The sequence below is a fragment of the Pseudarthrobacter arbutini genome, from assembly GCF_054510915.1.
Window position 1 is genome coordinate 78,030 of the sequence record NZ_JBTNDQ010000007.1, and the last position, 25,389, is coordinate 103,418.

At 62.2% G+C, this 25,389-nt stretch carries 21 protein-coding genes; 1 reads left to right on the forward strand and 20 read right to left on the reverse strand.

Annotated features, from left to right (window positions below):
* Nucleotides 1-3: 3 nt before the first annotated feature.
* From rplN to rpsJ, 12 genes are all read right to left on the reverse strand, one after another.
* A complete protein-coding gene (gene rplN, locus ACX80V_RS09705) occupies nucleotides 4-372 on the reverse strand; it encodes a 50S ribosomal protein L14 (protein WP_024366126.1) in 369 nt (122 codons plus the stop codon).
* Nucleotides 373-907: 535 nt separating this feature from the next.
* A complete protein-coding gene (rpsQ, locus tag ACX80V_RS09710) occupies nucleotides 908-1,216 on the reverse strand; it encodes a 30S ribosomal protein S17 (RefSeq protein ID WP_056344371.1) in 309 nt (102 codons plus the stop codon).
* A complete protein-coding gene (gene rpmC / locus ACX80V_RS09715) occupies nucleotides 1,213-1,542 on the reverse strand; it encodes a 50S ribosomal protein L29 (RefSeq protein WP_058931719.1) in 330 nt (109 codons plus the stop codon). The genes rpsQ and rpmC overlap by 4 nt, the downstream gene beginning before the upstream one ends.
* Nucleotides 1,543-1,544: 2 nt before the next feature.
* Nucleotides 1,545-1,961 (reverse strand): 50S ribosomal protein L16, encoded by a 417-nt coding sequence (gene rplP, locus ACX80V_RS09720; RefSeq protein ID WP_056344375.1) that lies wholly within the window; start codon nucleotides 1,959-1,961, stop codon nucleotides 1,545-1,547.
* A complete protein-coding gene (gene rpsC / locus ACX80V_RS09725; RefSeq protein WP_056344378.1) occupies nucleotides 1,962-2,804 on the reverse strand; it encodes a 30S ribosomal protein S3 in 843 nt (280 codons plus the stop codon).
* Complete coding sequence (gene rplV / locus ACX80V_RS09730) at nucleotides 2,805-3,170, reverse strand: 50S ribosomal protein L22 (protein ID WP_056344381.1); 366 nt, start codon at nucleotides 3,168-3,170, stop codon at nucleotides 2,805-2,807.
* 38 nt (nucleotides 3,171-3,208) lie between these two features.
* Nucleotides 3,209-3,490 (reverse strand): 30S ribosomal protein S19, encoded by a 282-nt coding sequence (gene rpsS / locus ACX80V_RS09735; RefSeq protein WP_056344384.1) that lies wholly within the window; start codon nucleotides 3,488-3,490, stop codon nucleotides 3,209-3,211.
* Nucleotides 3,491-3,502: 12 nt separating this feature from the next.
* Nucleotides 3,503-4,342, reverse strand: coding sequence for a 50S ribosomal protein L2 (rplB, locus tag ACX80V_RS09740; RefSeq protein WP_056344386.1), 840 nt, complete (start codon nucleotides 4,340-4,342; stop codon nucleotides 3,503-3,505).
* 29 nt (nucleotides 4,343-4,371) lie between these two features.
* Nucleotides 4,372-4,677 carry a 50S ribosomal protein L23 gene (gene rplW / locus ACX80V_RS09745; protein WP_018773664.1) on the reverse strand — a complete coding sequence of 102 codons (306 nt, stop codon included), beginning with the start codon at nucleotides 4,675-4,677 and terminating at the stop codon, nucleotides 4,372-4,374.
* Complete coding sequence (gene rplD / locus ACX80V_RS09750; RefSeq protein ID WP_056344389.1) at nucleotides 4,674-5,297, reverse strand: 50S ribosomal protein L4; 624 nt, start codon at nucleotides 5,295-5,297, stop codon at nucleotides 4,674-4,676. Before rplD ends, rplW begins: the two co-directional genes overlap by 4 nt.
* 4 nt (nucleotides 5,298-5,301) lie before the next feature.
* The gene (gene rplC, locus ACX80V_RS09755) at nucleotides 5,302-5,952 is read right to left on the reverse strand and encodes a 50S ribosomal protein L3 (RefSeq protein ID WP_056344391.1); all 651 of its coding nucleotides are present in this window, start codon (nucleotides 5,950-5,952) and stop codon (nucleotides 5,302-5,304) included.
* Between the two features lie 17 nt (nucleotides 5,953-5,969).
* Nucleotides 5,970-6,278: a 30S ribosomal protein S10 gene (gene rpsJ, locus ACX80V_RS09760; protein ID WP_038464699.1), complete on the reverse strand. Its 309-nt coding sequence runs from the start codon at nucleotides 6,276-6,278 to the stop codon at nucleotides 5,970-5,972.
* 435 nt (nucleotides 6,279-6,713) lie between these two features.
* On the opposite strand from rpsJ, the gene ACX80V_RS09765 reads away from it, so the two are divergent.
* On the forward strand, nucleotides 6,714-8,165 hold the full coding sequence (locus ACX80V_RS09765; RefSeq protein WP_485842975.1) for a GH1 family beta-glucosidase: 1,452 nt from the start codon (nucleotides 6,714-6,716) through the stop codon (nucleotides 8,163-8,165).
* Nucleotides 8,166-8,207: 42 nt separating this feature from the next.
* Here the strand turns inward: ACX80V_RS09765 and ACX80V_RS09770 are convergent, their stop codons facing one another.
* The 8 genes from ACX80V_RS09770 to rpoB form a co-directional block, all read right to left on the reverse strand.
* Complete coding sequence (locus ACX80V_RS09770; protein WP_256468624.1) at nucleotides 8,208-8,333, reverse strand: hypothetical protein; 126 nt, start codon at nucleotides 8,331-8,333, stop codon at nucleotides 8,208-8,210.
* A gap of 30 nt (nucleotides 8,334-8,363) precedes the next feature.
* Nucleotides 8,364-12,647: a hypothetical protein gene (locus tag ACX80V_RS09775; protein ID WP_485842976.1), complete on the reverse strand. Its 4,284-nt coding sequence runs from the start codon at nucleotides 12,645-12,647 to the stop codon at nucleotides 8,364-8,366.
* A gap of 156 nt (nucleotides 12,648-12,803) precedes the next feature.
* Entirely contained in the window at nucleotides 12,804-13,994 is a 1,191-nt protein-coding gene (gene tuf, locus ACX80V_RS09780; RefSeq protein WP_141141214.1) for an elongation factor Tu, read from the reverse strand.
* Nucleotides 13,995-14,238: 244 nt separating this feature from the next.
* The gene (gene fusA, locus ACX80V_RS09785; RefSeq protein ID WP_485842977.1) at nucleotides 14,239-16,353 is read right to left on the reverse strand and encodes an elongation factor G; all 2,115 of its coding nucleotides are present in this window, start codon (nucleotides 16,351-16,353) and stop codon (nucleotides 14,239-14,241) included.
* A gap of 69 nt (nucleotides 16,354-16,422) precedes the next feature.
* Entirely contained in the window at nucleotides 16,423-16,893 is a 471-nt protein-coding gene (gene rpsG / locus ACX80V_RS09790) for a 30S ribosomal protein S7 (RefSeq protein ID WP_011692813.1), read from the reverse strand.
* A 1-nt stretch (nucleotide 16,894) separates the two neighbouring features.
* On the reverse strand, nucleotides 16,895-17,269 hold the full coding sequence (gene rpsL, locus ACX80V_RS09795) for a 30S ribosomal protein S12 (protein ID WP_011692814.1): 375 nt from the start codon (nucleotides 17,267-17,269) through the stop codon (nucleotides 16,895-16,897).
* Between the two features lie 334 nt (nucleotides 17,270-17,603).
* On the reverse strand, nucleotides 17,604-21,503 hold the full coding sequence (locus ACX80V_RS09800) for a DNA-directed RNA polymerase subunit beta' (protein ID WP_485842978.1): 3,900 nt from the start codon (nucleotides 21,501-21,503) through the stop codon (nucleotides 17,604-17,606).
* A 104-nt stretch (nucleotides 21,504-21,607) separates the two neighbouring features.
* Complete coding sequence (rpoB, locus tag ACX80V_RS09805) at nucleotides 21,608-25,117, reverse strand: DNA-directed RNA polymerase subunit beta (RefSeq protein WP_058931713.1); 3,510 nt, start codon at nucleotides 25,115-25,117, stop codon at nucleotides 21,608-21,610.
* Between the last annotated feature and the right edge of the window lie 272 nt (nucleotides 25,118-25,389).

A 25,389-nucleotide genomic window follows, 5' to 3' on the forward strand; every position in this document is an offset into this window, starting at 1 on the left:
GGACTAAAGCACCTCCGGAGCCAGAGAAACGATCTTCATGAACTTCTTGTCACGAAGTTCACGACCAACCGGTCCGAAGATACGGGTACCGCGGGGGTCACCGTCAGCCTTCAGGATCACAGCTGCGTTCTCGTCAAACTTGATATAGGAACCATCCGCACGGCGGCGTTCCTTCTTGGTACGGACGATGACTGCCTTAACAACATCGCCCTTCTTTACGTTGCCGCCCGGAATTGCATCCTTGACGGTAGCGACGATGACGTCGCCAATGCCTGCGTAGCGACGGCCAGATCCACCGAGAACGCGAATGGTAAGGATTTCCTTAGCACCCGTGTTGTCGGCGACCTTGAGTCGCGACTCCTGCTGAATCACTATTTACTCCTTGCGTCGCGCCGGTTCTCAGACCGAAAATGTTCCTACGGAATGAGCCTTGCGGAACGGTTGATCGGGGTGTCTCTTGACCTGCCTGGATTTTGCCAGACCAGGCCTAAACGCCAGTGCCAAAAACATTTGCTTCCCAAGCGGATCCGGACAGGTCCGGAGCACGAGGGGGCACTATGCCGTGGCACGATTGTTTACGAGGTTGATGACAGCGCACAGAGGGCGCCATACAAACTCAATATCCTAGCACAGTTGGGGCCATCTCCCATATCACACGGCGGCAGCCACAGCACAACCGCTACCCTCCAGAGCCGGCAACGCACGACGGCGTCACGCACGGCACGCTTTAGGCCCACCGGCGGTGCCGCTCCCCCGGAAACCCGGCGTCCCGCCGTCGGCCGTCCCCCAAAAACCTGCTCCGCGTGAAACACCCAGCCAGCCCACAGTCCGCCAAATGCGGAAAACCCCCGCTCCCAAAAGGGAACGGGGGTTTCCAGTGCAGTACCTGCAAGCAGGCTGCGGGGTGTTACTTGGCCTTTTCGAGGATCTCGACCAGACGCCACCGCTTGGTAGCGGACAGCGGGCGGGTCTCGGCGAGGAGAACGAGGTCGCCGATGCCGGCGCTGTTCTCTTCGTCGTGAGCCTTGATCTTCGTGTTGCGGCGGATGACTTTGCCGTACAAAGCGTGCTTTACGCGGTCTTCTACCTGGACAACGATGGTCTTTTCCATCTTGTCCGAGACTACGTAGCCACGCTTCGTCTTACGGTCACCGCGTTCGCCAGCCGTAGCTGCTGCGGAAACAGTTTCCGTCACGTTCTCGTCCTTTTCACTCACTTGGCATCCTCCTCGGCCTCAACCGTTTCAGCCGTTTCGGCCTTCTTGGTTGCAGCCTTCTTGGACTTCTTCTCTTCCTTGGCTTCCACAACCGGTGCGGCAACCTCGGCACGAATGCCCAGCTCGCGCTCACGGAGAACGGTGTAGATGCGTGCGATGTCCTTCTTTACCGCGCGCAGACGACCGTGGTTCTCCAGCTGACCGGTGGCGGACTGGAAACGCAGGTTGAACAGCTCTTCCTTAGCCTTCCGGAGTTCTTCAACGAGGCGCTCGTTGTCGAACGTGTCCAGCTGTGCGGATGCAAGTTCCTTGGATCCTACTGCCATTTCTATTCACCACCTTCGCGACGCAAAATGCGTGCCTTCAACGGGAGCTTGTGGATTGCCAGGCGCAGGGCCTCGCGAGCTACCGATTCCTCGACGCCGGAGATCTCAAAGAGAACCCGGCCCGGCTTGACGTTTGAGACCCACCATTCCGGTGAACCCTTACCGGAACCCATGCGGGTTTCGGCTGGCTTCTTGGTGATCGGACGGTCCGGGTAAATGTTGATCCAGACCTTGCCGCCACGCTTGATGTGGCGGGTCATCGCGATACGGGCAGACTCGATCTGACGGTTGGTGACGTATGCCGGGCTCAGAGCCTGGATACCCCACTCACCGAAGGAGACCTTGGTGCCGCCCGTAGCAGCGCCGGAACGACCCGGGTGGTGCTGCTTACGGTGCTTGACTCGACGTGGGATAAGCATTTAAGCCTGTCCTCCTTCTACTGCAGCAGGTGCAGCCTCAACTGCCGGAGCCTCGGCAGCCGGAGCTGCCTCTGCTGCCGGACGGTCGGTACGACGGCGGCGGTCACCACGGTCAGCGCCGCCGGCGCCACCCGGGCGGCCCGGACGGTCGCTGGGGCCGCGGCCACGGGACGGAGCAGCAGCTGCCTGCTGAGCCAGTTCCTTCGCGGTGACGTCACCCTTGTAGATCCAGACCTTCACGCCGATGCGGCCGAAGGTGGTCTTGGCCTCGTAGAAGCCGTAGTCGATGTTCGCACGGAGGGTGTGCAGGGGCACACGGCCTTCGCGGTAGAACTCCGAGCGGGACATTTCTGCGCCACCCAGTCGACCGGAGCAGGCGATACGGATGCCCTTGGCACCTGCACGCTGAGCGGACTGCATGGCCTTCTTCATCGCACGGCGGAAAGCCACGCGGGAAGTCAGCTGCTCAGCAACGCCCTGGGCAACAAGCTGTGCTTCCATCTCGGGGTTCTTGACCTCGAGGATGTTCAGCTGGACCTGCTTGCCCGTCAGCTTCTCAAGCTCGCCGCGGATGCGGTCTGCTTCAGCGCCGCGGCGGCCGATAACGATACCGGGACGTGCCGTGTGGATATCCACGCGGACACGGTCACGGGTGCGCTCGATCTCAACCTTGGCGATACCGGCGCGCTCCATGCCAACTGACATGAGCTGGCGGATACGGATGTCTTCGCGAACGAAGTCCTTGTACCGCTGTCCGGGCTTGGTGCTGTCAGCGAACCAGTGCGATACGTGATCGGTGGTGATGCCGAGTCGGAACCCGTGCGGGTTAACTTTCTGTCCCACTTAGCGAGCCTCCTCTTTCTCAGGTGTAGCGACTACCACAGTGATGTGGCTGGTGCGCTTCTTGATCTGAAATGCACGACCCTGAGCACGCGGCTGGAACCGCTTCATGGTCGGGCCTTCATCAACGAACATTTCGCTGATGATGAGGTCGCTTTCGTCAAACGAAACACCGTCGCGGTCCGCGAGGGACCGGGCGTTTGCGATTGCCGACTGTACTACCTTGAATACCGGCTCCGAAGCTGCCTGGGGGGCAAACTTCAGAATTGCCAGAGCCTCATTCGCTTGCTTACCACGAACAAGGTTGACGACGCGCCGGGCCTTCATAGGCGTTACGCGGATGTGACGCGCAATTGCCTTGGCTTCCATTGCTTTCCTTCTCTCGTCTTTGACGTAAGTGCAGGCGCCTAGCGGCGCTTGCCCTTACGGTCGTCCTTGACATGGCCGCGGAATGTCCGCGTGGGAGCGAATTCGCCGAGCTTGTGCCCGACCATCGACTCAGTGACAAACACCGGAATGTGCTTGCGTCCGTCGTGTACGGCGATCGTGTGCCCAAGCATGTTGGGGATGATCATCGAACGGCGGGACCAGGTCTTGATGACGTTCTTGGTGCCCTTTTCGTTTTCCCTGTCCACCTTTACAAAGAGGTGCTGGTCAACGAAAGGACCTTTTTTCAGGCTGCGTGGCATGTGTCCAGGCTCCTATCGCTTGTTCTTGCCAGTACGACGGCGACGAACAATAAGCTTGTCGCTCTCTTTGTTGGGACGCCGGGTGCGGCCTTCCCGCTTACCGTTCGGGTTGACGGGGTGACGTCCACCGGACGTCTTACCCTCGCCACCACCGTGCGGGTGGTCAACCGGGTTCATAGCGACACCACGGACGGTCGGGCGAACGCCCTTCCAGCGCATGCGGCCGGCCTTACCCCAGTTGATGTTCGACTGCTCGGCGTTGCCGACCTCGCCGACGGTTGCGCGGCAGCGCACGTCAACGTTGCGGATTTCGCCGGAAGGCAGACGCAGCTGGGCGAAGCGGCCTTCCTTGGCAACAAGCTGGATCGATGCGCCGGCGGAGCGGCCCATCTTGGCGCCGCCACCCGGACGCAGTTCAACTGCGTGGATTACGGTACCAACCGGGATGTTGAGCAGCGGCAGGTTGTTACCGGGCTTGATGTCAGCACCGGAACCTGCCTCAACGACGTCACCCTGGGAGAGCTTGTTCGGGGCGATGATGTAACGCTTGGTGCCATCAACGTAGTGCAGGAGGGCGATGCGAGCCGTACGGTTCGGATCGTACTCGATTTCGGCAACGCGGGCGTTGACGCCGTCTTTGTCGTGGCGACGGAAGTCGATCAGACGGTACTGGCGCTTGTGGCCACCACCCTTGTGACGGGTCGTGATCTTACCGGAGTTGTTACGGCCGCCCTTTTTGGGCAGCGGACGTACCAACGACTTTTCCGGCGTCGACCGCGTGATTTCGGTGAAGTCCGCTACGCTCGAGCCACGACGGCCCGGGGTAGTCGGCTTGTATTTACGGATTCCCATAATTTATTTCCTCGTTAAAGTGGTCTCCGCTACGAGAGCGGACCGCCGAAGATGTCGATGGTGCCTTCTTTGAGGCTCACAATTGCACGCTTGGTGTTCTTGCGGGTACCCCATCCGAATTTGGTGCGCTTGCGCTTACCGGCACGGTTGATGGTGTTGATCGATTCGACCTTGACGGAGAAAATCTTCTCCACGGCCAGCTTGATCTCGGTCTTGTTCGAGCGGGGGTCCACCAGGAAGGTGTACTTGCCCTCATCGATCAGGCCGTAGCTTTTTTCCGATACGACGGGTGCAAGCACGACGTCGCGCGGGTCTTTGATGGTGGCTGCACTCACTTGGCATCCTCCTCGTTCTTTGCTACTGCCCGGTCAGCAACGAATGCTTCGTAGGCAGCCTTGGTGAAGACAACGTCGTCAGAGACGAGTACGTCGTAGGTGTTCAGCTGGTCTGCGTACAGAACGTGAACACCGGCGAGGTTGCGCACGGAAAGTGCTGCAACATCGTTGGCGCGCTCGATGACAACCAGCAGGTTCTTGCGCTCGGAAACTCCGCGCAGCGTTGCCAGTGCGTTCTTGACGGACGGCTTGGTGCCCTCCACCAGTTCAGCAACAACGTGGATGCGTCCGTTGCGTGCCCGGTCAGAGAGTGCGCCGCGCAGTGCAGCAGCAATCATCTTCTTGGGGGTGCGCTGGCTGTAGTCACGCGGTGTGGGACCGTGGACTACGCCACCACCGGTCATGTGAGGAGCACGGATTGAACCCTGACGGGCGCGGCCGGTGCCCTTCTGCTTGAACGGCTTGCGACCTGCACCGGAAACTTCGGCGCGGGTCTTGGTTTTGTGGGTACCCTGGCGAGCAGCAGCGAGCTGGGCTACGACGACCTGGTGCAGCAGCGGCACGTTGGTCTGAACGTCGAAGATCTCTGCAGGCAGGTCAACCTTGACAGTGCTAGTCATTGAACTAGGCTCCCTTCACGGCGGTGCGTACGAGTACGACCTGGCCGCGGGCGCCGGGGACGGCGCCCTTGATCAGGAGCAGCGACTTCTCGACGTCAACTGCGTGAACCGTGAGGTTCAGCGTGGTGTGACGAACGGCGCCCATGCGGCCGGCCATTTTCATGCCCTTGAAGACGCGGCTCGGGGTGGATGCGCCACCGATTGAACCGGGCTTACGGTGGTTCTTGTGAGCACCGTGTGAGGCGGGAGCACCGTGGAAGCCGTGACGCTTCATAACACCGGCGAAGCCCTTACCCTTGGTGGTGCCGATAACGTCGATCTTCTGGCCGGCTTCGAAGAGCTCAACAGAAAGCTCCTGGCCCAGCTCGTAAGTGTCAGCATCTGCAGTGCGCAGTTCGACGACGTGGCGGCGAGGCGTGACGCCTGCCTTTTCAAAGTGACCAGCCAGCGGCTTGGTGACCTTGCGGGGATCGATCTGGCCGTAGCCGATCTGAACAGCTACGTAGCCATCAGTGTCTGCGTTGCGCAGCTGGGTGATGACGTTCGAATCTGCCTGGACCACAGTGACGGGGATGAGCTTGTTGTTCTCGTCCCAGACCTGGGTCATGCCGAGCTTCGTGCCCAGCAGGCCCTTTACGTTACGGGTTGCGGTCATAGTCTCTCAGCACCTCCCTACAGCTTGATTTCGATGTTCACGTCGGCCGGCAGGTCGAGACGCATAAGCGAATCAACAGCCTTCGGCGTGGGATCGATGATGTCGATAAGACGCTTGTGCGTGCGCATTTCAAAGTGCTCGCGGCTGTCCTTGTACTTGTGCGGAGAGCGGATAACACAGTAAATGTTCTTCTCCGTTGGCAGCGGCACGGGGCCAACTACCGTTGCGCCTGCGCGCGTGACCGTCTCAACGATCTTCCGTGCTGAAACGTCAATGACCTCGTGGTCATATGACTTCAGCCGGATGCGGATTTTTTGTCCCGCCATGTCGCCTGACTCTCTTTCAGTTAGTGCTGCTCCCGGTGAGGGCTGCTCTGTTCACTTTCTTGTTGCATGTGGCTGCCGAAGCATTTGAAGTCTGAACTACCACCCGCCGCACAAGCTGAATCCGGATGAATCCGGGTTCCTCAACCTGCCGACGTAACCGACCCCCGCGGTCGGGCGTGTCGCGCTTAGCACGCATACAAATCCGCAGTTCCATGGGGAGTGGGTTATGTTTGGGCTTCCACTTGGACCCTGACACCCGGCATTATCCGGATCGGGACACGAAGAAGCGCTTGAACAACTCATCTAGTATGCCGGATATTATGCCCAGAAGCGAATCTGCAGGCTGACACCTCCCCGTCCGGCCCGGTGCGCATTCGGGGCCCTGCGCGGCCTGGGGTCATTGCCTTCGGCAACATCCGAATGGATGATGGGGGAATGACCGTCGAAAATGACGTTTCCGTCCAGGATCTGGCCGACCTACTGCCCAGCTCGTTCACCTTGGGTGTTGCCGCGGCCGCCTTCCAGATCGAAGGCTCCCTCTCCGCTGACGGACGGGGTCCCTCCGGCTGGGACGCCTTCGCGGAGAAACCCGGCGCGATCATTGATGGACACTCCCCCGCCGTGGCCTGCGACCACTACAACCGCTCGCCCGAAGATGTGGCTCTGATGCGGGACCTCGGCGTGGATTCCTACCGCTTTTCCATCTCCTGGCCACGGATCCAGCCGGACGGCCGCGGCGCGTTCAACAAACAGGGCCTGGACTTCTACGACCGCCTGATCGACCAGCTGCTCGAAGCCGGCATCTCCCCCATGGCCACCCTCTACCACTGGGATACGCCACTGCCCTTGGAGCACCGTGGCGGCTGGATGAACAGGGCCACCGCCGAACGCTTCGCTGAGTACGCAGGCGAGGCCGGCCGGCGTTTTGGTGATCGCGTAGACCAGTGGGTAACCCTCAACGAACCAGCCTCGGTAGTCCTCAACGGCTATGCGCTGGGCGTCCATGCCCCCGGACGGGATCTCCTCTTTGACGCCTTTCCTGCTGTCCACAACCAGCTGCTTGCCCATGGCATGGCCGTCCAGGCGCTGCGCGCAGCAGGGGTCCGCGGCGGAATCGGCGTGACCAACCTCCACTCCCCCGTCCGGCCGGCCACGCGAAAAATCACGGACAAATACATCGCGCTGGTTTTCGACCTGATGCTCAACCGCATCTATGCCGATCCGGTCCTCCTGGGCCGATACCCCCGTCCGCCGCTCATCGCCAAGCCCTGGTTCCGGTCGTTCGGCAGAATCCCCGACGCCGACCTCCGCACCATCCACCAGCCCCTGGACTTCTACGGCGTGAACTATTACTACCCCACGAAGGTGGCAGCCGGACGGGGTCCGGCCGAAAGCCCCACGGGTCCTGCCGAGGCGATGGTGCGGGTGCCGTTCCATCAGGAGCCGTTCCCCGAATACGGCACCACGGGTTTCGGCTGGCCGGTAGCGCCGGAGCACCTTGGCATCCTGCTGCGCGAACTAAAGGACCGCTATAAAGGGGACCTGCCCCCGCTGTACATCACCGAAAGCGGCGCCAGCTTCCCGGAGCCCGACCATGTGAGCGGCCCCATCCAGGACCTGGGGCGGATCAATTACATCGCGGACCACCTGCGGCACGCGCTGGAAGCGACGGCACCGGGCGGAATCGCCCACGACGTGGACCTCCGCGGCTACTACGTCTGGACGCTGATGGACAACTTCGAATGGGCCGCGGGGTACTCCCAGCGCTTCGGCCTGGTGCACGTGGATTTCGACACCCTGGAGCGCACGCCCAAAGAATCGTTCTACTGGTACCGGGCGCTCAGCCATGCCCGGAAATCACTGGCCGGCGAAGGCCAGCCCGGCTGAACACCGGCGAACACCCCTGCCGGCTGAGGCCCAGTGGCCTTGCTACTTGTCCTTGTTTGCCCGGTTGATGCGCTTGGCGCGGTCAATCTCGGTGCGGAAATGCTTCTTGGCCCAGAAAACTCCGGCGACCACGGCGACCACGATGATCAGAAAAATCAGCCATTCCATGATGTACTCCTCTCGCTGTCAGCAACAGTATCAGTGCCGGCGGGACGGTTCCCTGCCGTCGCGGGACGGCGGGCTGGACTCAGGACCCGGGGTCACCTCTGGTCCCGCCTCCGGCGCCTGACCGGCCGTTCCACGGTTCAGCCGCCAGACGGCAAAGACGATCAGCCCCACAGCGATGAACGCCAACAGCAGGAACGTGTACTGCCGCATGGCCCACAGAATGCAGACGGCCACCCCTGCCGCGCCCCACCAGACGAAGAGCCGTTCCCCCAGTCCAAGGCCTGCCATGAGCAGCAGGGCAAAGAGCACCAGGACCCATAGCTGCTGCCCAGCGTTCCCGCCGAACACTATGCCGAGGCCGCTCAGCGAGAGCAACGCAGAGGCCGCGCCCACCAGGAACCGGCCGGCAGCCTGGTTGCCGGCGAAGTAGCGCAAGCCACCGAGGACAGCGGCCAGGACCACGTACCACTGGACAACCCAGAAGGGACTGGGAAGGTCGGTCAATAGCCGGCCTGTGCGACCTTCAGGCGCGTCCAGTTCGAAGATGGCAGCGCGCTGGATGGCTACGGTGAGGAGCAGCGCACCCACTTCGAGGGCGATCCGTCGCGCCCTTGCGGGTGCCTCCCTGTAGGACATTCCGACGGCGGCGGCCAGCACGGCGGCCGCCGTCCAGGACGTTGCATCGTGCCGGATTCCGACGAAGACCACCAGCACGAGGCCGAGGAACGCCGCACCGGCAAGCGACCAACGACGCACCGGCTCGGCCTGCAACGGGCCGCTGCGCATGAGCCGCACGGCATAGAGGGCGGCCGAAGCCACGCCCGCGCCGGTCAGCCATGGCAGGAATCCGTCCCAGACGCCGGGGACATCCTGATACGCCTCCGCCGCCAAGGCCACGGACCCGCCGAGCGCGGCCACGGCAGCCGGCGGATACAGGACCGGCAGATCCTCGATATGCGACGCGGTAAAGCACACGGCTGACAGGACCAGTACAGCCGCTCCCGCCACCCAGTCGGCCGCCAACGGCGAGATCAGCAGCCCAACACCGGCAAACGAGCCGGCGCTAACCAGCCAGAGCCAGTGCTCGACGTCCGCGTCGAGAGCGGTCTGTTGGTGACCATTCTGCGCGTGCCCGTTCTGAGTGAGCCCGTTCTGCCGGCCCGCGTTCTGCCGGTGTCGCAGGATGCCGGCAGCGGTAGCAAGCAGCGCACCACACAACAGAGTCACGGCAGTGCCGGTGTGGCTCAGGAGCGCAGTCACAAGGAACGTCCCGCCAAACGTGAACAGCGGGCCCAGGGCGAGCACGCCGAACAGCGCCGCATACACAGCGAAGTAACGGGCTCCGTTGGCACTGAAGAGTCTCCTGGCCACCACAGCAGAGACCAGCAGCAACAGCAGTTCCAGCAACACCACCCAGCGGCCGCCGTCGGCGTCCTGCGCCAGCAGCCCGACGCCGCCCGGCCTCGTCACGTAGACCAGCGGCAGCAACGCTTGCCCGGCCAGGGTGATCCAGACTGCAGCCTGCTGGAAGGGGATGTCAGCCAGCCGTGAGCGCATCACCCAGCGGACGGCATGCTGGGCCGCGAGCACCAGGGCAAAGGTCACCGAAACCACAGTGGGCGACGCGGTGATGTCGTAGCTGAGGACCACCGCGAGGCCTGCCGTCAGCACGCGGGCCGCCACAAAGTTCCATCCCTTCCTGGCCCGCTGTCGCTCGGCCACCACCATCAGCGTGGAGTAGACCGCGAAGATACCCAGGATCAGTTCCACCCGAAGTAGATCGCCATCGCTGAAGACCAGCAGCACAACAAATGCAAACGGGGCCAACCAGACTGCACCCGCCACTCTGCGAAGGAAGTACCCCGAGGCCGCCGCGCCTAGGGCCACGAGTCCTGCAGCGGAGGTTTCCTGCCAGTCTGCGGAACCTGACTGCAAGAGGCTGGTAATGCCGGCCAACTGGAGAAGGAGCACGGCGCCCGCGTCAGCAAGAATCCCGCGGGGAGCACGACGGCGGACGGCAGCCACGAGCGGAAAGCACAGCTGGAGTGCCAGCACGGTCACCAGGACCGTTGCCGGGTGGACCACTTCGTCCGCGATGACCACCGGGCCGCCGTCCCGCCGCAGCTGGTGAAAAGCTGTTAGGGCAAGTACGGTGGCTGCCGCCCTGGCGAACCACCAGTAGGCCCAGCGGTGTTGGCGCAGGGGCAGACGAACCGCAGTGATGATCAGATACGCCACCACCAACAACAACGCCACGTTCCCGGCGCCTTGTGAAACGGCTTGGAACGCGACCGTCGCGGCGACCACGGACATACCCAGCGGCAAGGCCTCCCACACCGTTGCAACCCAGTCCGGTTCCGTAGCCGGCCGTGGAACCACAAGGGCTCCGATGACAAAAGCGGCAGCAAGCTGGATGATCACGCAAACGGCTGTCAGGCCGTGGTCCGGAGAGGTCTCTATGAACGGCATCCCGACCAGAACCAGTGCACCCCCGGCACCGAAGACGCCCAAGGTTGCCTCCGGCGCCAACGTCCGCACGCCCGCGCGTTCCAGGAGCGCCGTAAGGAGCTGCTGGCACACGAGTGCCAGCAACAGCGCGAACATGGACGCCTCGGCCCGCCCGGGGCCGTCATCCATCACGGCCGCGACAGTTACAGGGACCGCACAGGTGAGGGCCAACCGGGACCCCAGAACCAACCGGCCGCGGAAATCACCTGCCGCGAAAACCCCACGGATCGCCCAGAAGCCGGCCGCGGCGAGCAGCATTCCGGCGAGCGGCCACGCGCCCATCGAAGGCGAAACTATGCAGGCCAAGACCAGTGCGGCCACGGGCGCCCATTCGGCCCGGCCGGCCCACTTGGCTGCCAGCACCATGCCCGTGGCCAACGATAAGGCCACCGGCACCCACAGCGGCACCGTAGTATCCGCTGCGACTGAACCGTAGCCGTCCATAGCGCGGAAGAAGCCGACAGCGGTCTCCTGAACGCTGAACGCCGTGGTGGCAGCGAGTTGCAGAGCAAACGTCGCCCGGGCATCAACCTGCCAGCGTTCTCCAGCGGCGTTTGGGCTGTTGCCGGCGGCGGACGAGCCTGCCTCCTGCTGGGGAAACCAGCCCGTCAGCCTGGCCGACAGGAACGCCAGCCCCACTGTCTGGGCGGCGAACAGTAGGCCGGCGGAGAGCAGGGCATCGGAACCCCGGCCGGTCAGGTGCCAGATCTCGACGGCGGCAGCTACAGTCAGGGCGGCCCGTGCCGCATAGAAGTTGATCAGCCGGAACCGCCCCGGAACAGCGGCCATAAGGGCAAAATAGACTCCGCACATCCCGATGACCAGCGCGTACTCAGCTTTGTCCAAGTGCAACGGCACGCAGGTCGCGGCGACGGCAACGGCCGGAACCACCAACGGGTGAAGGACCATCAGCGGCCTGATATACACCGGCGGCAGCCAACGCGGCCGGGCAAGGGCAATGCCAGTTAGCAGCACGGCGACGGCTATGAGCGCAGCGAAATACCAGACGAGCGCGCCACCCAGGATTGAAACGCCGGAGAACGCTGTGGAAGCCACAAACGTGAAGGAAAGGTACACGAGAACCCTGCTCTCCAGCCGGACCGCCGCCGCAACATAAGCCGCGGTACCGATCAGCGACGTGATCAGCCAGGCAGACGGGCCGTGATGCAATGCGAAGTTGTACAGTGCCAGCCCGGTCACAGGAACCAGGGCAAGCCCGGTGCCGGTGAACGCCACGGCAGCAGGCTTCAGCCGCGGGACCCGGGCGTGGAGTACAAATCCCGCGCCATAGAAAAGCGCCGTGACTGCGCAGACGCCGGCAAAGCGCAACATGGGCGGAAGGCTGGTGCCGATGAAGAGTGCTGCGGCAGCCACCAGCAGCAGGCTGGCCACGTACAGCGTGATGTTGATGTTCTGCCGGTCCCGCTTTTCACGTCGGGCCTGGCGCTCAGCCGGTGTCTCCGGATATGTCTGGAACGAGGCGACCGGAGACTGCGGCGGAATCCTCGGTGGCACCGACGCGGTGGGCGACGGCGACGATAAGGGCGCCGAAGGCGACGCCGGCACCAGGGAGATGCTGACGTCGGCGGGCACTGGCGTGGCGGGCGTGGGCACGCTGCTGGCTGCCGCCGTCGTACGCTTCCCCAGAGGCTGGCCCTCCCCCAGCCGTGAGTCAGCGTCGCCAGAACTTGGCGATTGTGTGGCCCCCGGACTTGGCTGGCCGGACGCCTGAAGCTTGGCCACGGCGTCAAGCCACCCCTGCAGGTGACCGGCGCGGTACCCCGCTTCATATGATTCGTCCCTCACGGCGATCCCTTTCCAAAGGGCAGGCTTGCCTGCACAATTAATCCAGTGATTGGATTAATTGTAGCAAAGAACAGCCCCGCTGCACTAGCAGCGGGGCTGTTCCAAACTTCGCGTCAGGCCGTCAGACGGCGATCAGCTCCGTAATCAACAAGTAAATTACTTGATGATCTTGGTAACGCGTCCTGAACCAACGGTGCGGCCGCCTTCGCGGATAGCGAAGCCGAGGCCCTCTTCCATGGCGATGGGCTGGATGAGCGCAACGGTCATCTCAGTGTTGTCGCCAGGCATAACCATTTCCGTGCCTTCCGGCAGGGTGATAACGCCGGTTACGTCCGTGGTGCGGAAGTAGAACTGCGGGCGGTAGTTCGAGTAGAACGGGTTGTGACGTCCGCCTTCGTCCTTGGAGAGGATGTAGACGTTGGCCTCGAAGTCGGTGTGCGGGGTGATGGAACCCGGCTTGACGACAACCTGGCCACGCTCTACGTCATCGCGCTTCAGACCGCGGAGCAGGAGGCCACAGTTCTCGCCGGCCCATGCTTCGTCGAGCTGCTTGTGGAACATCTCGATACCGGTAACCGTGGTCTTCTGGACCGGGCGGATGCCGACGATCTCGACCTCGGAGTTGATGGCGAGAGTTCCACGCTCGGCGCGGCCCGTTACAACGGTGCCACGGCCGGTGATCGTGAAGACATCTTCGATCGGCATCAGGAACGGCTTGTCACGGTCACGTACGGGGTCCGGAACGGACTCGTCGACAGCTGCCATGAGGTCCTCGACGGACTTGACCCAAACCGGGTCGCCTTCGAGAGCCTTCAGACCGGAAACGCGAACAACCGGAGCTTCATCGCCATCGAAGCCCTGAGCCGAAAGCAGCTCACGAACTTCCATTTCAACGAGGTCCAGCAGCTCTTCGTCGTCGACCATGTCCGACTTGTTCAGCGCAACCAGCAGGTAGGGAACGCCAACCTGGCGGGCAAGCAGAACGTGCTCGCGGGTCTGAGCCATCGGGCCGTCAGTGGCGGCAACCACGAGGATTGCACCGTCCATCTGTGCAGCACCGGTGATCATGTTCTTGATGTAGTCAGCGTGACCCGGAGCGTCTACGTGTGCGTAGTGGCGCTTCTCGGTCTGGTACTCAACGTGGGAAATGTTGATCGTGATACCACGCTGGCGCTCTTCCGGAGCAGAGTCAATCGACGCGAAGTCGCGCTGCTCGTTGAGAGTCGGGTACTTGTCGTACAGCACCTTGGAAATGGCGGCAGTCAGCGTCGTCTTACCGTGGTCAACGTGACCAATGGTGCCGATGTTGACGTGCGGCTTAGTCCGCTCGAACTTTGCCTTTGCCACAGGTTCCTCCTAGAACGTTTTCAAATGACTTACCCTTCAACCGCGCTTATCGCGGCAGAAACTCAGGCAAGTCTACTTGGGGGGCTTTGGATTGGTGAAATTGCAGATTCAGGAACTAATACTAGTCCCTCGAGCCTGTTCGCGCAGATGGCCGGGCCCGGCATGACCGGACCCGGCCACCTGCACCAGGCGTGCTTCCGTGAACCGGAAACGCACCCGAGTTTTTGCTGCGAAAGTCGGAAGACTACTCGCCGCGGTTCTTCTGGATGATCTCGTCGGCAAATGCCTTCGGGACCTCGGCGTAGCTGTGGAACGTCATGGAATACACAGCGCGGCCCTGGGTCTTGGAACGCAGGTCACCGATGTAGCCGAACATGCCGGACAACGGGACGTGCGCACGGATGACCTTGACACCCTGTGCATCTTCCATGGACTGCATCTGGCCACGGCGGGAGTTGAGGTCACCGATTACTTCACCCATGTATTCCTCAGGGGTGCGGACCTCTACATCCATCAGCGGTTCAAGCAGGATGGGGTTCGCCTTGCGTGCGGCTTCCTTGAAAGCCATACGGCCGGCGATCTTGAACGCCATTTCCGAAGAGTCAACATCGTGGTAAGCGCCGTCAATCAGCGTCGCCTTGATGCCAACCACCGGGTAACCGGCCAGGACGCCGTCATTCAGTGCATCCTGGATACCGGCGTCAACCGACGGGATGTATTCGCGCGGAATACGGCCACCGGTGACCTTGTTCTCGAACTCGTACAGCTCGCCCTCGGAAGTGTCCAGCGGCCCAATGGCAATCTGGATCTTTGCGAACTGACCCGAACCACCGGTCTGCTTCTTGTGCGTGTAGTCGTGACGCGCAACAACATTCTTGATGGTTTCGCGGTAAGCGACCTGCGGCTTGCCGACGTTGGCCTCGACCTTGAATTCGCGGCGCATGCGGTCCACCAGGATATCCAGGTGGAGCTCGCCCATGCCGGCGATGATGGTCTGACCGGTGTCCTCGTTGAGGGAGACCTGGAAGGTCGGGTCCTCAGCGGAGAGCTTCTGGATAGCCAGTGAGAGCTTCTCCTGGTCACCCTTCGTGTTCGGTTCGATTGCAACCGAGATCACGGGCTCCGGGAAGCTCATGGACTCGAGGACGATCTGGGCGGCGGAGTCACACAGGGTGTCGCCCGTGGTGGTGTCCTTCAGCCCGATCGCTGCGTAGATGTGGCCGGCGGTAGCGCCCTCAACGGGCATTTCCTTGTTGGCGTGCATCTGGAACAGCTTGCCGATGCGCTCCTTCTTGCCCTTGGTGGAGTTGACCACCTGAGCACCCGCTTCGACGTGACCGGAGTACACGCGGATGAAGGTGAGCTGGCCGAAGAACGGGTGCGCGGCAATCTTGAACGCCAGAGCCGAGAACGGCTCCTCGGAGGAAGGCGCGCGCGTGAGTTCCTTCTCTTCGTCGCGAGGATCGTGACCGATCATCGGCGGGACGTCGAGCGGGTTCGGCAGGTAGTCAACCACGGCGTCAAGCATCGGCTGAACGCCGCGGTTCTTGAACGCGGAGCCACAGAAGACAGGGTAGAGCTCAGAGTTGATCGTCATCTTGCGGATGCCGGCCTTGAGCTCCTCGACCGTGAGTTCTTCACCCTCGAGGTACTTCTCCATGAGCTCTTCGGTAGCGTCGGCCACCGTCTCAACGAGGGCAGCCCGGTATTCCTTGGCCTTCTCCAGCAGATCCGCGGGGATCTCCTGGACCTCGTACTTGGCACCCATGGTGACGTCACCCTTGGAGTCGCCCGGCCAGACCAGCGCGCGCATTTCCAGGATGTCGACAACTCCGACGAAGTCGTTCTCGGCACCGATCGGCAGCTGCATAACGAGCGGCTTGGCACCGAGGCGGCTGATGATGGTGTCTACCGTGTAGTAGAAGTCAGCGCCGAGCTTGTCCATCTTGTTGACGAAGCAGATACGCGGAACGTTGTACTTGTCAGCCTGGCGCCAAACGGTCTCAGACTGGGGCTCGACACCTTCTTTACCATCGAACACGGCAACGGCGCCGTCGAGGACGCGCAGTGAGCGCTCAACCTCGACGGTGAAGTCAACGTGGCCGGGGGTGTCAATGATGTTGATCTGGTTGTTGTCCCAGAAGCAGGTCACGGCGGCAGACGTGATGGTGATGCCGCGTTCCTTTTCCTGTTCCATCCAGTCAGTCGTCGAGGCGCCGTCGTGCGTTTCGCCGATCTTGTGGTTCACACCTGTGTAGAACAGAATGCGCTCGGTGGTGGTGGTCTTGCCAGCATCGATGTGGGCCATGATGCCGATGTTGCGGACCTTACTAAGGTCTGTAAGCACGTCCTGTGCCACGGTGTCTCCCTTTCGGATGGACTACGCGTCCGCCGCCGGCTCAGTCGAGCCGGCGGCGTCCGGGAAGTATTACCAGCGGTAGTGTGCGAAGGCCTTGTTGGACTCGGCCATCTTGTGGGTATCTTCGCGACGCTTCACAGCGGCACCGAGACCGTTGGAGGCATCCAGGATTTCGTTCTGGAGACGCTCGGTCATGGTCTTTTCACGGCGGGCCTTGGAGTAGCCAACCAGCCAACGCAGGGCGAGGGCGGTGGAGCGGCCCGGCTTGACCTCAACCGGAACCTGGTAGGTAGCGCCACCGACGCGGCGTGAGCGGACCTCGAGGGAAGGCTTGACGTTCTCCATGGCCTTCTTGAGGGCTGCTACGGGGTCGCCGCCGGACTTGGCGCGGGCGCCTTCGAGGGCACCGTAAACAATGCGCTCTGCGGTGGACTTCTTACCGTCAACCAGCACCTTGTTGATCAGCTGGGTAACCAGCGGGGAGCCGTAAACGGGATCTAGTACGAGCGGCCGCTTGGGGGCCGGACCCTTGCGAGGCATATTACTTCTTCTCCATCTTTGCGCCGTAACGGCTGCGTGCCTGCTTACGGTTCTTCACACCCTGGGTATCGAGGGCGCCACGGACGATCTTGTAGCGAACGCCGGGGAGGTCCTTCACGCGACCGCCGCGAACGAGCACAATGGAGTGCTCCTGCAGGTTGTGGCCTACACCGGGGATGTAAGCGGTAACTTCAACGCCACCGTTGAGGCGCACACGTGCAACCTTACGAAGAGCCGAGTTCGGCTTCTTGGGGGTGGTGGTGTAAACGCGGGTGCAAACACCGCGGCGCATCGGGCTGCCGTTAAGCGCGGGAGCCTTGGTCTTTTTGACCTTAGGCGTGCGGCCCTTGCGGACCAGCTGGTTAATCGTAGGCACTCTCGTGTTCTCCGTTGGTTTGATCTCTACCTTCACGCTCAGGCGCCAGCCTGAACACAATGGTTTTGGCGTTGCTCCTTGCAGCTGCGGCCTCTGGAAACTTGCGTAGGCGTGCAAAAGCGTGGCATTCGTTGCGCACCTTACCCGCAACCCGGAAACAAGCTCCACCCAGCATCATGAGAACAAAACCAAAATGATGCTGCGGCGGCCTTCATCCACTGCCACACAGAACAATTACACAAAGTTTAGCACGGCTGGACCCGGGCCCTTAATCGGGTGTAGACGAAAGGCCCCGCCTCCACAGAGTGGAAGCGGGGCCTTTCAACGCAATCGACTAGCGGAAATCGTTGCCGAGATCGTAGTCATCCAGCGGGATGGCGTGGAACTCAGGAGCTCCGTCGCCGCCCAGGGAGTCGTACGAGAAGTCACTGAATGCGCTGGGGCCGGTGAACAGGTTGGCCTTCGCTTCCTCAGTGGGCTCCACGGTGACCTCGGTGTAGCGCGGGAGACCCGTGCCGGCCGGGATCAGCTTACCGATGATGACGTTCTCCTTGAGGCCGAGCAGCGGGTCGCTCTTGCCTTCCATGGCCGCCTGCGTCAGGACGCGGGTGGTCTCCTGGAAGGAAGCTGCCGACAGCCAGGACTCGGTGGCCAGGGATGCCTTCGTGATGCCCATGAGCTCAGGACGTCCGGAAGCCGGAGTCTTGCCCTCGGACACAACGCGGCGGTTGGCCTCCTCGAAGCGGCTGCGCTCGGCGAGCTCGCCGGGGAGCAGATCCGATTCGCCGGACTCGATGACCGTGACGCGGCGCAGCATCTGGCGGACGATAACCTCGACGTGCTTGTCGTGGATACCGATGCCCTGGCTGCGGTACACGCCCTGGACCTCGTCCACCAGGAACTTCTGCGCGGCACGGGGACCCATGATGCGCAGAACCTGCTTGGGATCCACCGGACCGTTGATGAGCTTCTGGCCTACTGTGACGTGCTCGCCATCCACAATGAGGAGGCGTGAACGGCGCAGTACCGGGTAGGCGATCTCTTCAGAGCCGTCATCCGGAGTGATGACCAGGCGCATCTGACGCTCGGACTCTTCGATGGCGATGCGGCCGGCTGCTTCAGCAATCGGTGCGACACCCTTCGGAGTACGGGCTTCGAAGAGCTCCTGGATACGGGGCAGACCCTGGGTGATGTCGTCGCCACCGCTGGCGGAAACAGCACCACCGGTGTGGAACGTACGCATGGTCAGCTGGGTACCGGGCTCACCGATGGACTGTGCGGCGATGATGCCGACGGCCTCGCCGATGTCCACGGTCTTGCCGGTGGCCAGTGAACGGCCGTAGCACAGGGCGCAGGTGCCGACGCTGGACTCACAGGTGAGTACGGAGCGGACCTTGACCTCGGTGATGCCGGCTGCGAACAGCTCAGCGATAACGACGTCGCCGCAGTCGGTGCCGCCGGCTGCAAGGACATTGCCCTTGGAGTCCACAACATCAACAGCGAGCGTACGGGCGTAGGCGCTGTTCTCGACGTTCTCGTCCAGGACCAGCTCGCCGTTGGCGTCCGGCACGGCGATTGCCGTGACCAGGCCGCGCTCGGTGCCGCAGTCCTCTTCGCGAACGATGACGTCCTGCGACACGTCCACCAGACGACGGGTCAGGTAACCCGAGTTGGCGGTACGCAGCGCGGTGTCAGCCAGACCCTTACGGGCACCGTGCGTGGCGATGAAGTATTCCAGCACCGACAGGCCCTCGCGGTACGAGGACTTGATGGGACGCGGGATGATTTCACCCTTAGGGTTGGCCACCAGGCCACGGATACCCGCGATCTGCCGGACCTGCATCCAGTTACCACGTGCACCGGAGGACACCATGCGGTTGATGGTGTTCATCGGCGACAGGTTGTCACGCATCACCTGGGCGATCTCGTTGGTTGCCTTGTTCCAGATCTCGATCAGTTCCTGGCGACGCTCGTCGTCGTCGATCAGGCCCTTGTCGTACTGGCCCTGGATCTTGGCAGCCATGGTTTCGTAACCGGCGAGGATCCGCGGCTTGTCCTTGGGTACCTCGATGTCCGAGATGGCGACGGTAACGCCCGAGCGGGTGGCCCAGTAGAAACCGGCGTCCTTCAGGTTGTCCAGCGTTGCCGCCGTGACCACCTTCGGGTAGCGCTCGGCGAGATCGTTGACGATCGTGGACAGTTCGCCCTTGTCCGCAACGTTCTCAACCCACGGGTAATCCGCCGGCAGCGTCTGGTTGAAGATGACCTGTCCCAGGGAGGTCTGGACGATCACCGGCTGGCCGGCTTCCCAGCCTTCCGGAGCTTCCCAGCCCGCGTACGGAACGAAGCCTTCGAGGCGGATCCGGACCTGCGAGTTCAGGTGCAGCTCGCGGAGGTCGTAGGCCATGATGGCTTCGGCAACCGAGGAGAAGACGCGTCCCTCGCCAGCTGAACCGACACGCTTGGTGGTCAGGTGGTAAAGACCGATGATCATATCCTGCGAAGGCAGGGTGACCGGACGGCCGTCGGACGGCTTCAGGATGTTGTTCGAGGACAGCATCAGGATGCGTGCCTCAGCCTGGGCCTCGGGGCTCAGCGGCAGGTGGACTGCCATCTGGTCGCCGTCGAAGTCAGCGTTGAAGGCGCCACAAACCAGCGGGTGGAGCTGGATTGCCTTACCTTCAACAAGCTGCGGTTCGAAAGCCTGGATGCCAAGGCGGTGCAGGGTAGGTGCACGGTTGAGCAGCACCGGGTGTTCGGTGATGATCTCTTCCAGCACGTCCCAGACCTGCGGACGGTAACGCTCAACCATGCGCTTGGCCGACTTGATGTTCTGGGCGTGGTTGAGGTCAACCAGGCGCTTCATCACGAACGGCTTGAAGAGCTCCAGTGCCATCTGCTTGGGCAGACCACACTGGTGCAGCTTCAGCTGCGGGCCGACGACGATGACCGAACGGCCGGAGTAGTCAACGCGCTTGCCGAGGAGGTTCTGGCGGAAACGGCCCTGCTTGCCCTTGAGCATGTCGCTCAGGGACTTCAGCGGACGGTTGCCAGGACCGGTGACCGGACGGCCGCGACGGCCGTTGTCGAAGAGGCTGTCAACAGCTTCCTGAAGCATGCGCTTCTCGTTGTTGACGATGATCTCCGGGGCACCGAGGTCAAGCAGGCGCTTGAGGCGGTTGTTGCGGTTGATCACACGACGGTAGAGGTCGTTGAGGTCGGAGGTCGCGAAGCGGCCACCGTCCAGCTGGACCATCGGGCGCAGTTCCGGCGGGATCACCGGGACAGCGTCCAGCACCATGCCGAGCGGGCTGTTGTTGGTGGTCAGGAACGCGTTGACCACCTTCAGGCGCTTCAGGGCGCGGGTCTTGCGCTGGCCCTTGCCGTTGGCAATGATGTCGCGCAGAAGGTCAGACTCGGCCTGCATGTCGAAGTTCTCAAGACGCTTCTTGATGGCTTCGGCACCCATGGAGCCTTCGAAGTACATGCCGTAGCGGTCGCGCAGCTCGCGGTAGAGGCCTTCGTCGCCTTCGAGGTCCGCGACCTTCAGGTTCTTGAAACGGTCCCAGACCTGCTCGAGGCGCTCGATCTCGGCGTCGGCACGCTTACGCACGTTGGCCATCTGACGGTCCGCGGAGTCGCGGGCCTTCTTCTTGTCGGCAGCCTTGGCACCTTCACCTTCGAGGCGCGCGATCTCGTTTTCGAGGTCACGGGCGATCGTGGCGATGTCGGAGTCGCGGTTGTCGATCAGCTGCTTCTTCTCGATGTCGTGCTCAACCTGAAGGTTGGGCAGTTCCTCGTGGCGGCTGTCGGCGTCGACGCTGGTGATCATGTAGGCAGCGAAGTAGATGACCTTTTCGAGGTCCTTCGGTGCCAGGTCAAGGAGGTAGCCCAGGCGGGAAGGAACACCCTTGAAGTACCAGATGTGCGTGACCGGGGCGGCCAGCTCGATGTGGCCCATGCGCTCACGGCGGACCTTCGCACGGGTGACTTCAACGCCACACCGCTCGCAGATGATGCCCTTGAAGCGCACACGCTTGTACTTACCGCAGTAGCATTCCCAGTCACGGGAAGGGCCGAAGATCTTCTCGCAGAAGAGGCCGTCCTTCTCGGGCTTGAGCGTGCGGTAGTTGATGGTTTCCGGCTTCTTAACCTCGCCGTAAGACCAGCCACGGATGTCATCCGCGGTGGCGAGGCCGATCTGCATGAGGCCGAAGGAGGATTCGCTGGACATATGGTCCCTGTTCTCTCTTGTTCTCTAAATTCTGAAGTCTTGGTTACGGGAAGAGGGAGGTGACTTACGACGGCGGGTGCGAACCCGCCGTCGTAAGTCCCCTGCTAAACCTCTTCTACGGAACTGGGCTCTGCACGAGACAGATCGATGCCCAGTTCTTCCGCAGCCGTGAAGACTGCGTCATCAGAGTCACGCATTTCAATTGTGGTTCCGTCCGTGGAAAGTACTTCCACGTTCAGGCACAGCGACTGCATTTCCTTGATCAAGACCTTGAAGGACTCAGGAACGCCCGGCTCGGGGATGTTCTCGCCCTTGACGATTGCTTCGTAGACCTTGACACGACCGTGGATATCATCCGACTTGATGGTGAGGAGTTCCTGGAGGGTGTACGCGGCGCCATAAGCTTCCAGCGCCCACACTTCCATCTCACCGAAGCGCTGGCCACCGAACTGTGCCTTACCACCCAGCGGCTGCTGCGTGATCATGGAGTACGGGCCAGTGGAACGGGCGTGGATCTTGTCGTCCACCAGGTGGTGGAGCTTCAGGATGTACATGTAGCCGACCGAGATCGGATCCGGGAACGGCTCGCCGGAGCGGCCGTCAAAGAGGCGGGTCTTGCCTGAGGAGTTGATCAGGCGGTCGCCGTCGCGGGTGACGTTGGTGGAGTCCAGCAGACCCGTGATTTCCTCTTCACGGGCGCCATCGAACACCGGCGTTGCAACAGTGGTCTGGCCACTCTCGCGCGGCAGGTTCGGCAGCTGCTTCATCCACTCGGGCTCGCCTTCGATCTTCCAACCGGTCTTGGCAACCCAGCCGAGGTGCGTTTCCAGCACCTGGCCGACGTTCATACGGCCCGGAACACCCAGCGGGTTCAGGACAATATCAACGGGGGTACCGTCGGCAAGGAAGGGCATGTCCTCGATCGGGAGGATCTTGGAGATAACGCCCTTGTTGCCGTGACGGCCGGCGAGCTTGTCGCCGTCGGTGATCTTGCGCTTGGCGGCCACGTAGACGCGCACCAGCTGGTTCACGCCCGGGGGCAGTTCGTCGTCGTTGTCGCGGTCGAAGACGCGGACGCCGATGACGGTGCCGGACTCGCCGTGCGGAACCTTCAGGGAGGTGTCGCGCACTTCGCGGGACTTCTCACCGAAGATGGCGCGCAGCAGGCGCTCTTCGGGGGTCAGTTCAGTTTCACCCTTCGGGGTGACCTTTCCGACCAGGATGTCGCCGGCTTCAACCTCGGCACCGATGTGGATGATTCCACGCTCGTCCAGGCCTGCCAGGACTTCCTCGGACACGTTGGGGATGTCACGGGTGATTTCCTCGGCACCAAGCTTGGTGTCGCGGGCATCGATCTCGTGCTCCTCGATGTGGATGGAGGAAAGAACGTCCTCGGCAACAATGCGCTGCGAGAGGATGATGGCGTCCTCGAAGTTGTGGCCTTCCCATGACATGAATGCCACGAGCAGGTTCTTACCGAGGGCGAGTTCGCCCTGGTCCGTTGCCGGACCGTCGGCGATGATGCCGCCGACCTCGAGGCGCTGGCCTTCGTTCACCAGGACACGGTTGTTGTAGCAGTTGCCCTGGTTGGAGCGTGCGAACTTGTTGATGCGGTAGTTGGTTTCCGTACCGTCGTCGTTGAGCATGATGACGAGCTCAGCGGAGACCTCGGTAACCACACCGGCCTTCTTCGCAATGGTGACATCACCGGCGTCGACGGCTGCGGCGCGCTCCATGCCGGTTCCCACGAACGGGGCCTCGGAACGGACCAGCGGCACGGCCTGGCGCTGCATGTTGGCACCCATGAGTGCGCGGTTAGCATCGTCATGCTCGAGGAACGGGATCAGGGCCGTAGCCACGGACACCATCTGGCGCGGGGAAACGTCCATGAACTCGACCTCGCCGGCGGGAACGAGCACAGGCTCGCCTCCACCACCACGGGCGCGGACCAGGACGGTCTCTTCGGCGAACTTCTTGTTCTCATCCAGCGGAGCGTTGGCCTGTGCGATCAGGACCTCTGCCTCGTCGTCGGCCGTGAGGTACTGGACCTCATCGGAGACAACGCCTTCAGCGACGAGACGGTAAGGAGTCTCGATGAAGCCGAACGGGTTGATGCGGCCGTAGGATGCCAGCGAACCGATCAGACCAATGTTCGGGCCTTCAGGGGTTTCGATGGGGCACATACGTCCGTAGTGGGACGGGTGAACGTCTCGAACTTCCATGCCTGCGCGGTCACGGGACAGACCACCCGGGCCAAGCGCGGACAGACGGCGCTTGTGCGTCAGACCCGACAGCGGGTTGTTCTGGTCCATGAACTGTGACAGCTGGGAAGTTCCGAAGAACTCCTTGATGGCCGCAACGACAGGGCGGATGTTGATCAGTGTCTGCGGCGTGATGGCCTCGACGTCCTGGGTAGTCATCCGCTCGCGGACAACGCGCTCCATACGGGACAGGCCGGTGCGGACCTGGTTCTCGATGAGCTCGCCGACGGCGCGGATACGACGGTTGCCGAAGTGGTCGATGTCATCGATCTCAACGCGCAGCTCGTGGTCCTGGCCGTCGCGCTTGCCCGTGAGGGTCTTCTCGCCGGCGTGCAGGGCAACCAGGAACTTGATCATGGCCACGATGTCTTCAACGTGCAGGACCGAAGCTTCCTTGTCGCCAAGGGAGCGGTCGATGCCAAGCTTGCGGTTGATCTTGTAACGGCCAACCTTGGCCAGATCGTAGCGCTTGGAGTTGAAGTACAGGTTGTCCAGGAGGGACTGGGCAGCCTCGACTGTGGGCGGCTCGCCCGGTCGCAGCTTCCGGTAGATGTCCAGCAACGCGTCTTCGCGGGTCTCGGTGGCGTCCTTCTCCAGCGTTGCGCGCATGGAGTCGTACTGGCCGAACTCTTCGAGGATCTGGCCTTCGGTCCAGCCGAGGGCCTTCAGCAGAACGGTGACGGACTGCTTGCGCTTGCGGTCGAGGCGAACGCCGACCTGGTCGCGCTTGTCGATCTCGAGTTCAAACCATGCACCGCGGGACGGGATGATCTTGGCAGTGAAGATGTCCTTGTCACTGGTCTTGTCGGCGGTGCGCTCAAAGTAGGCGCCCGGTGAACGGACCAGCTGGGAGACGACCACACGTTCGGTGCCGTTGACGACGAAGGTGCCCTTCTCCGTCATGAGGGGGAAGTCGCCCATGAACACGGTCTGCTGCTTGATTTCGCCCGTGTTGTTGTTCATGAACTCGGCCTTGACGTACAGCGGTGCCGAGTACGTTGCGTCCCGGTCCTTGCACTCGGCCATGGTGTACTTCGGGTCAGCGAACTCCGGATCGGAGAAGCTCAGGGACATGGTGCCCTGGAAGTCCTCGATCGGGGAGATCTCTTCAAAGATGTCCGACAGTCCGGACGAGGTGGCGACGCTAAGATCGTTTTCTTCGACGGCCTTCGCTACGCGCGCCTGCCAGCGTTCGTTTCCGACCAGCCAGTCGAAGCTGTCCGTCTGCAGGGCAAGGAGATTCGGAACGTCCAGCGGTTCGTGAATCTTTGCGAATGAGAGCCGGCGAGTGGCACCATCAGTGCTGTCGGCGGTGTTAGCGGTTTCGTTATTAGAGGTGCTCGAGGCGACCAAGAGGGATCCTTCCACAGACCTTCAGGCGTTTTCAGATCTCCCCCGCTGTGCACCCTGCGGAGTGACTCCGCAGTGCTACCATCCGGTTCCGCTATATGACCCGGGCCGGGGCTTTCCATACAGTGACGTTGTTGACGGCACGTTGATGGTCAGCTGCCAGGCAAAGCCCACCGCTATATGAAGGCTGAAGGTAAACAGGGAAGACGCAAATATCTACGATACGGCAAAACCAATTACGTGTCTACCCCACAACCTGACTTATTGCAAGCACT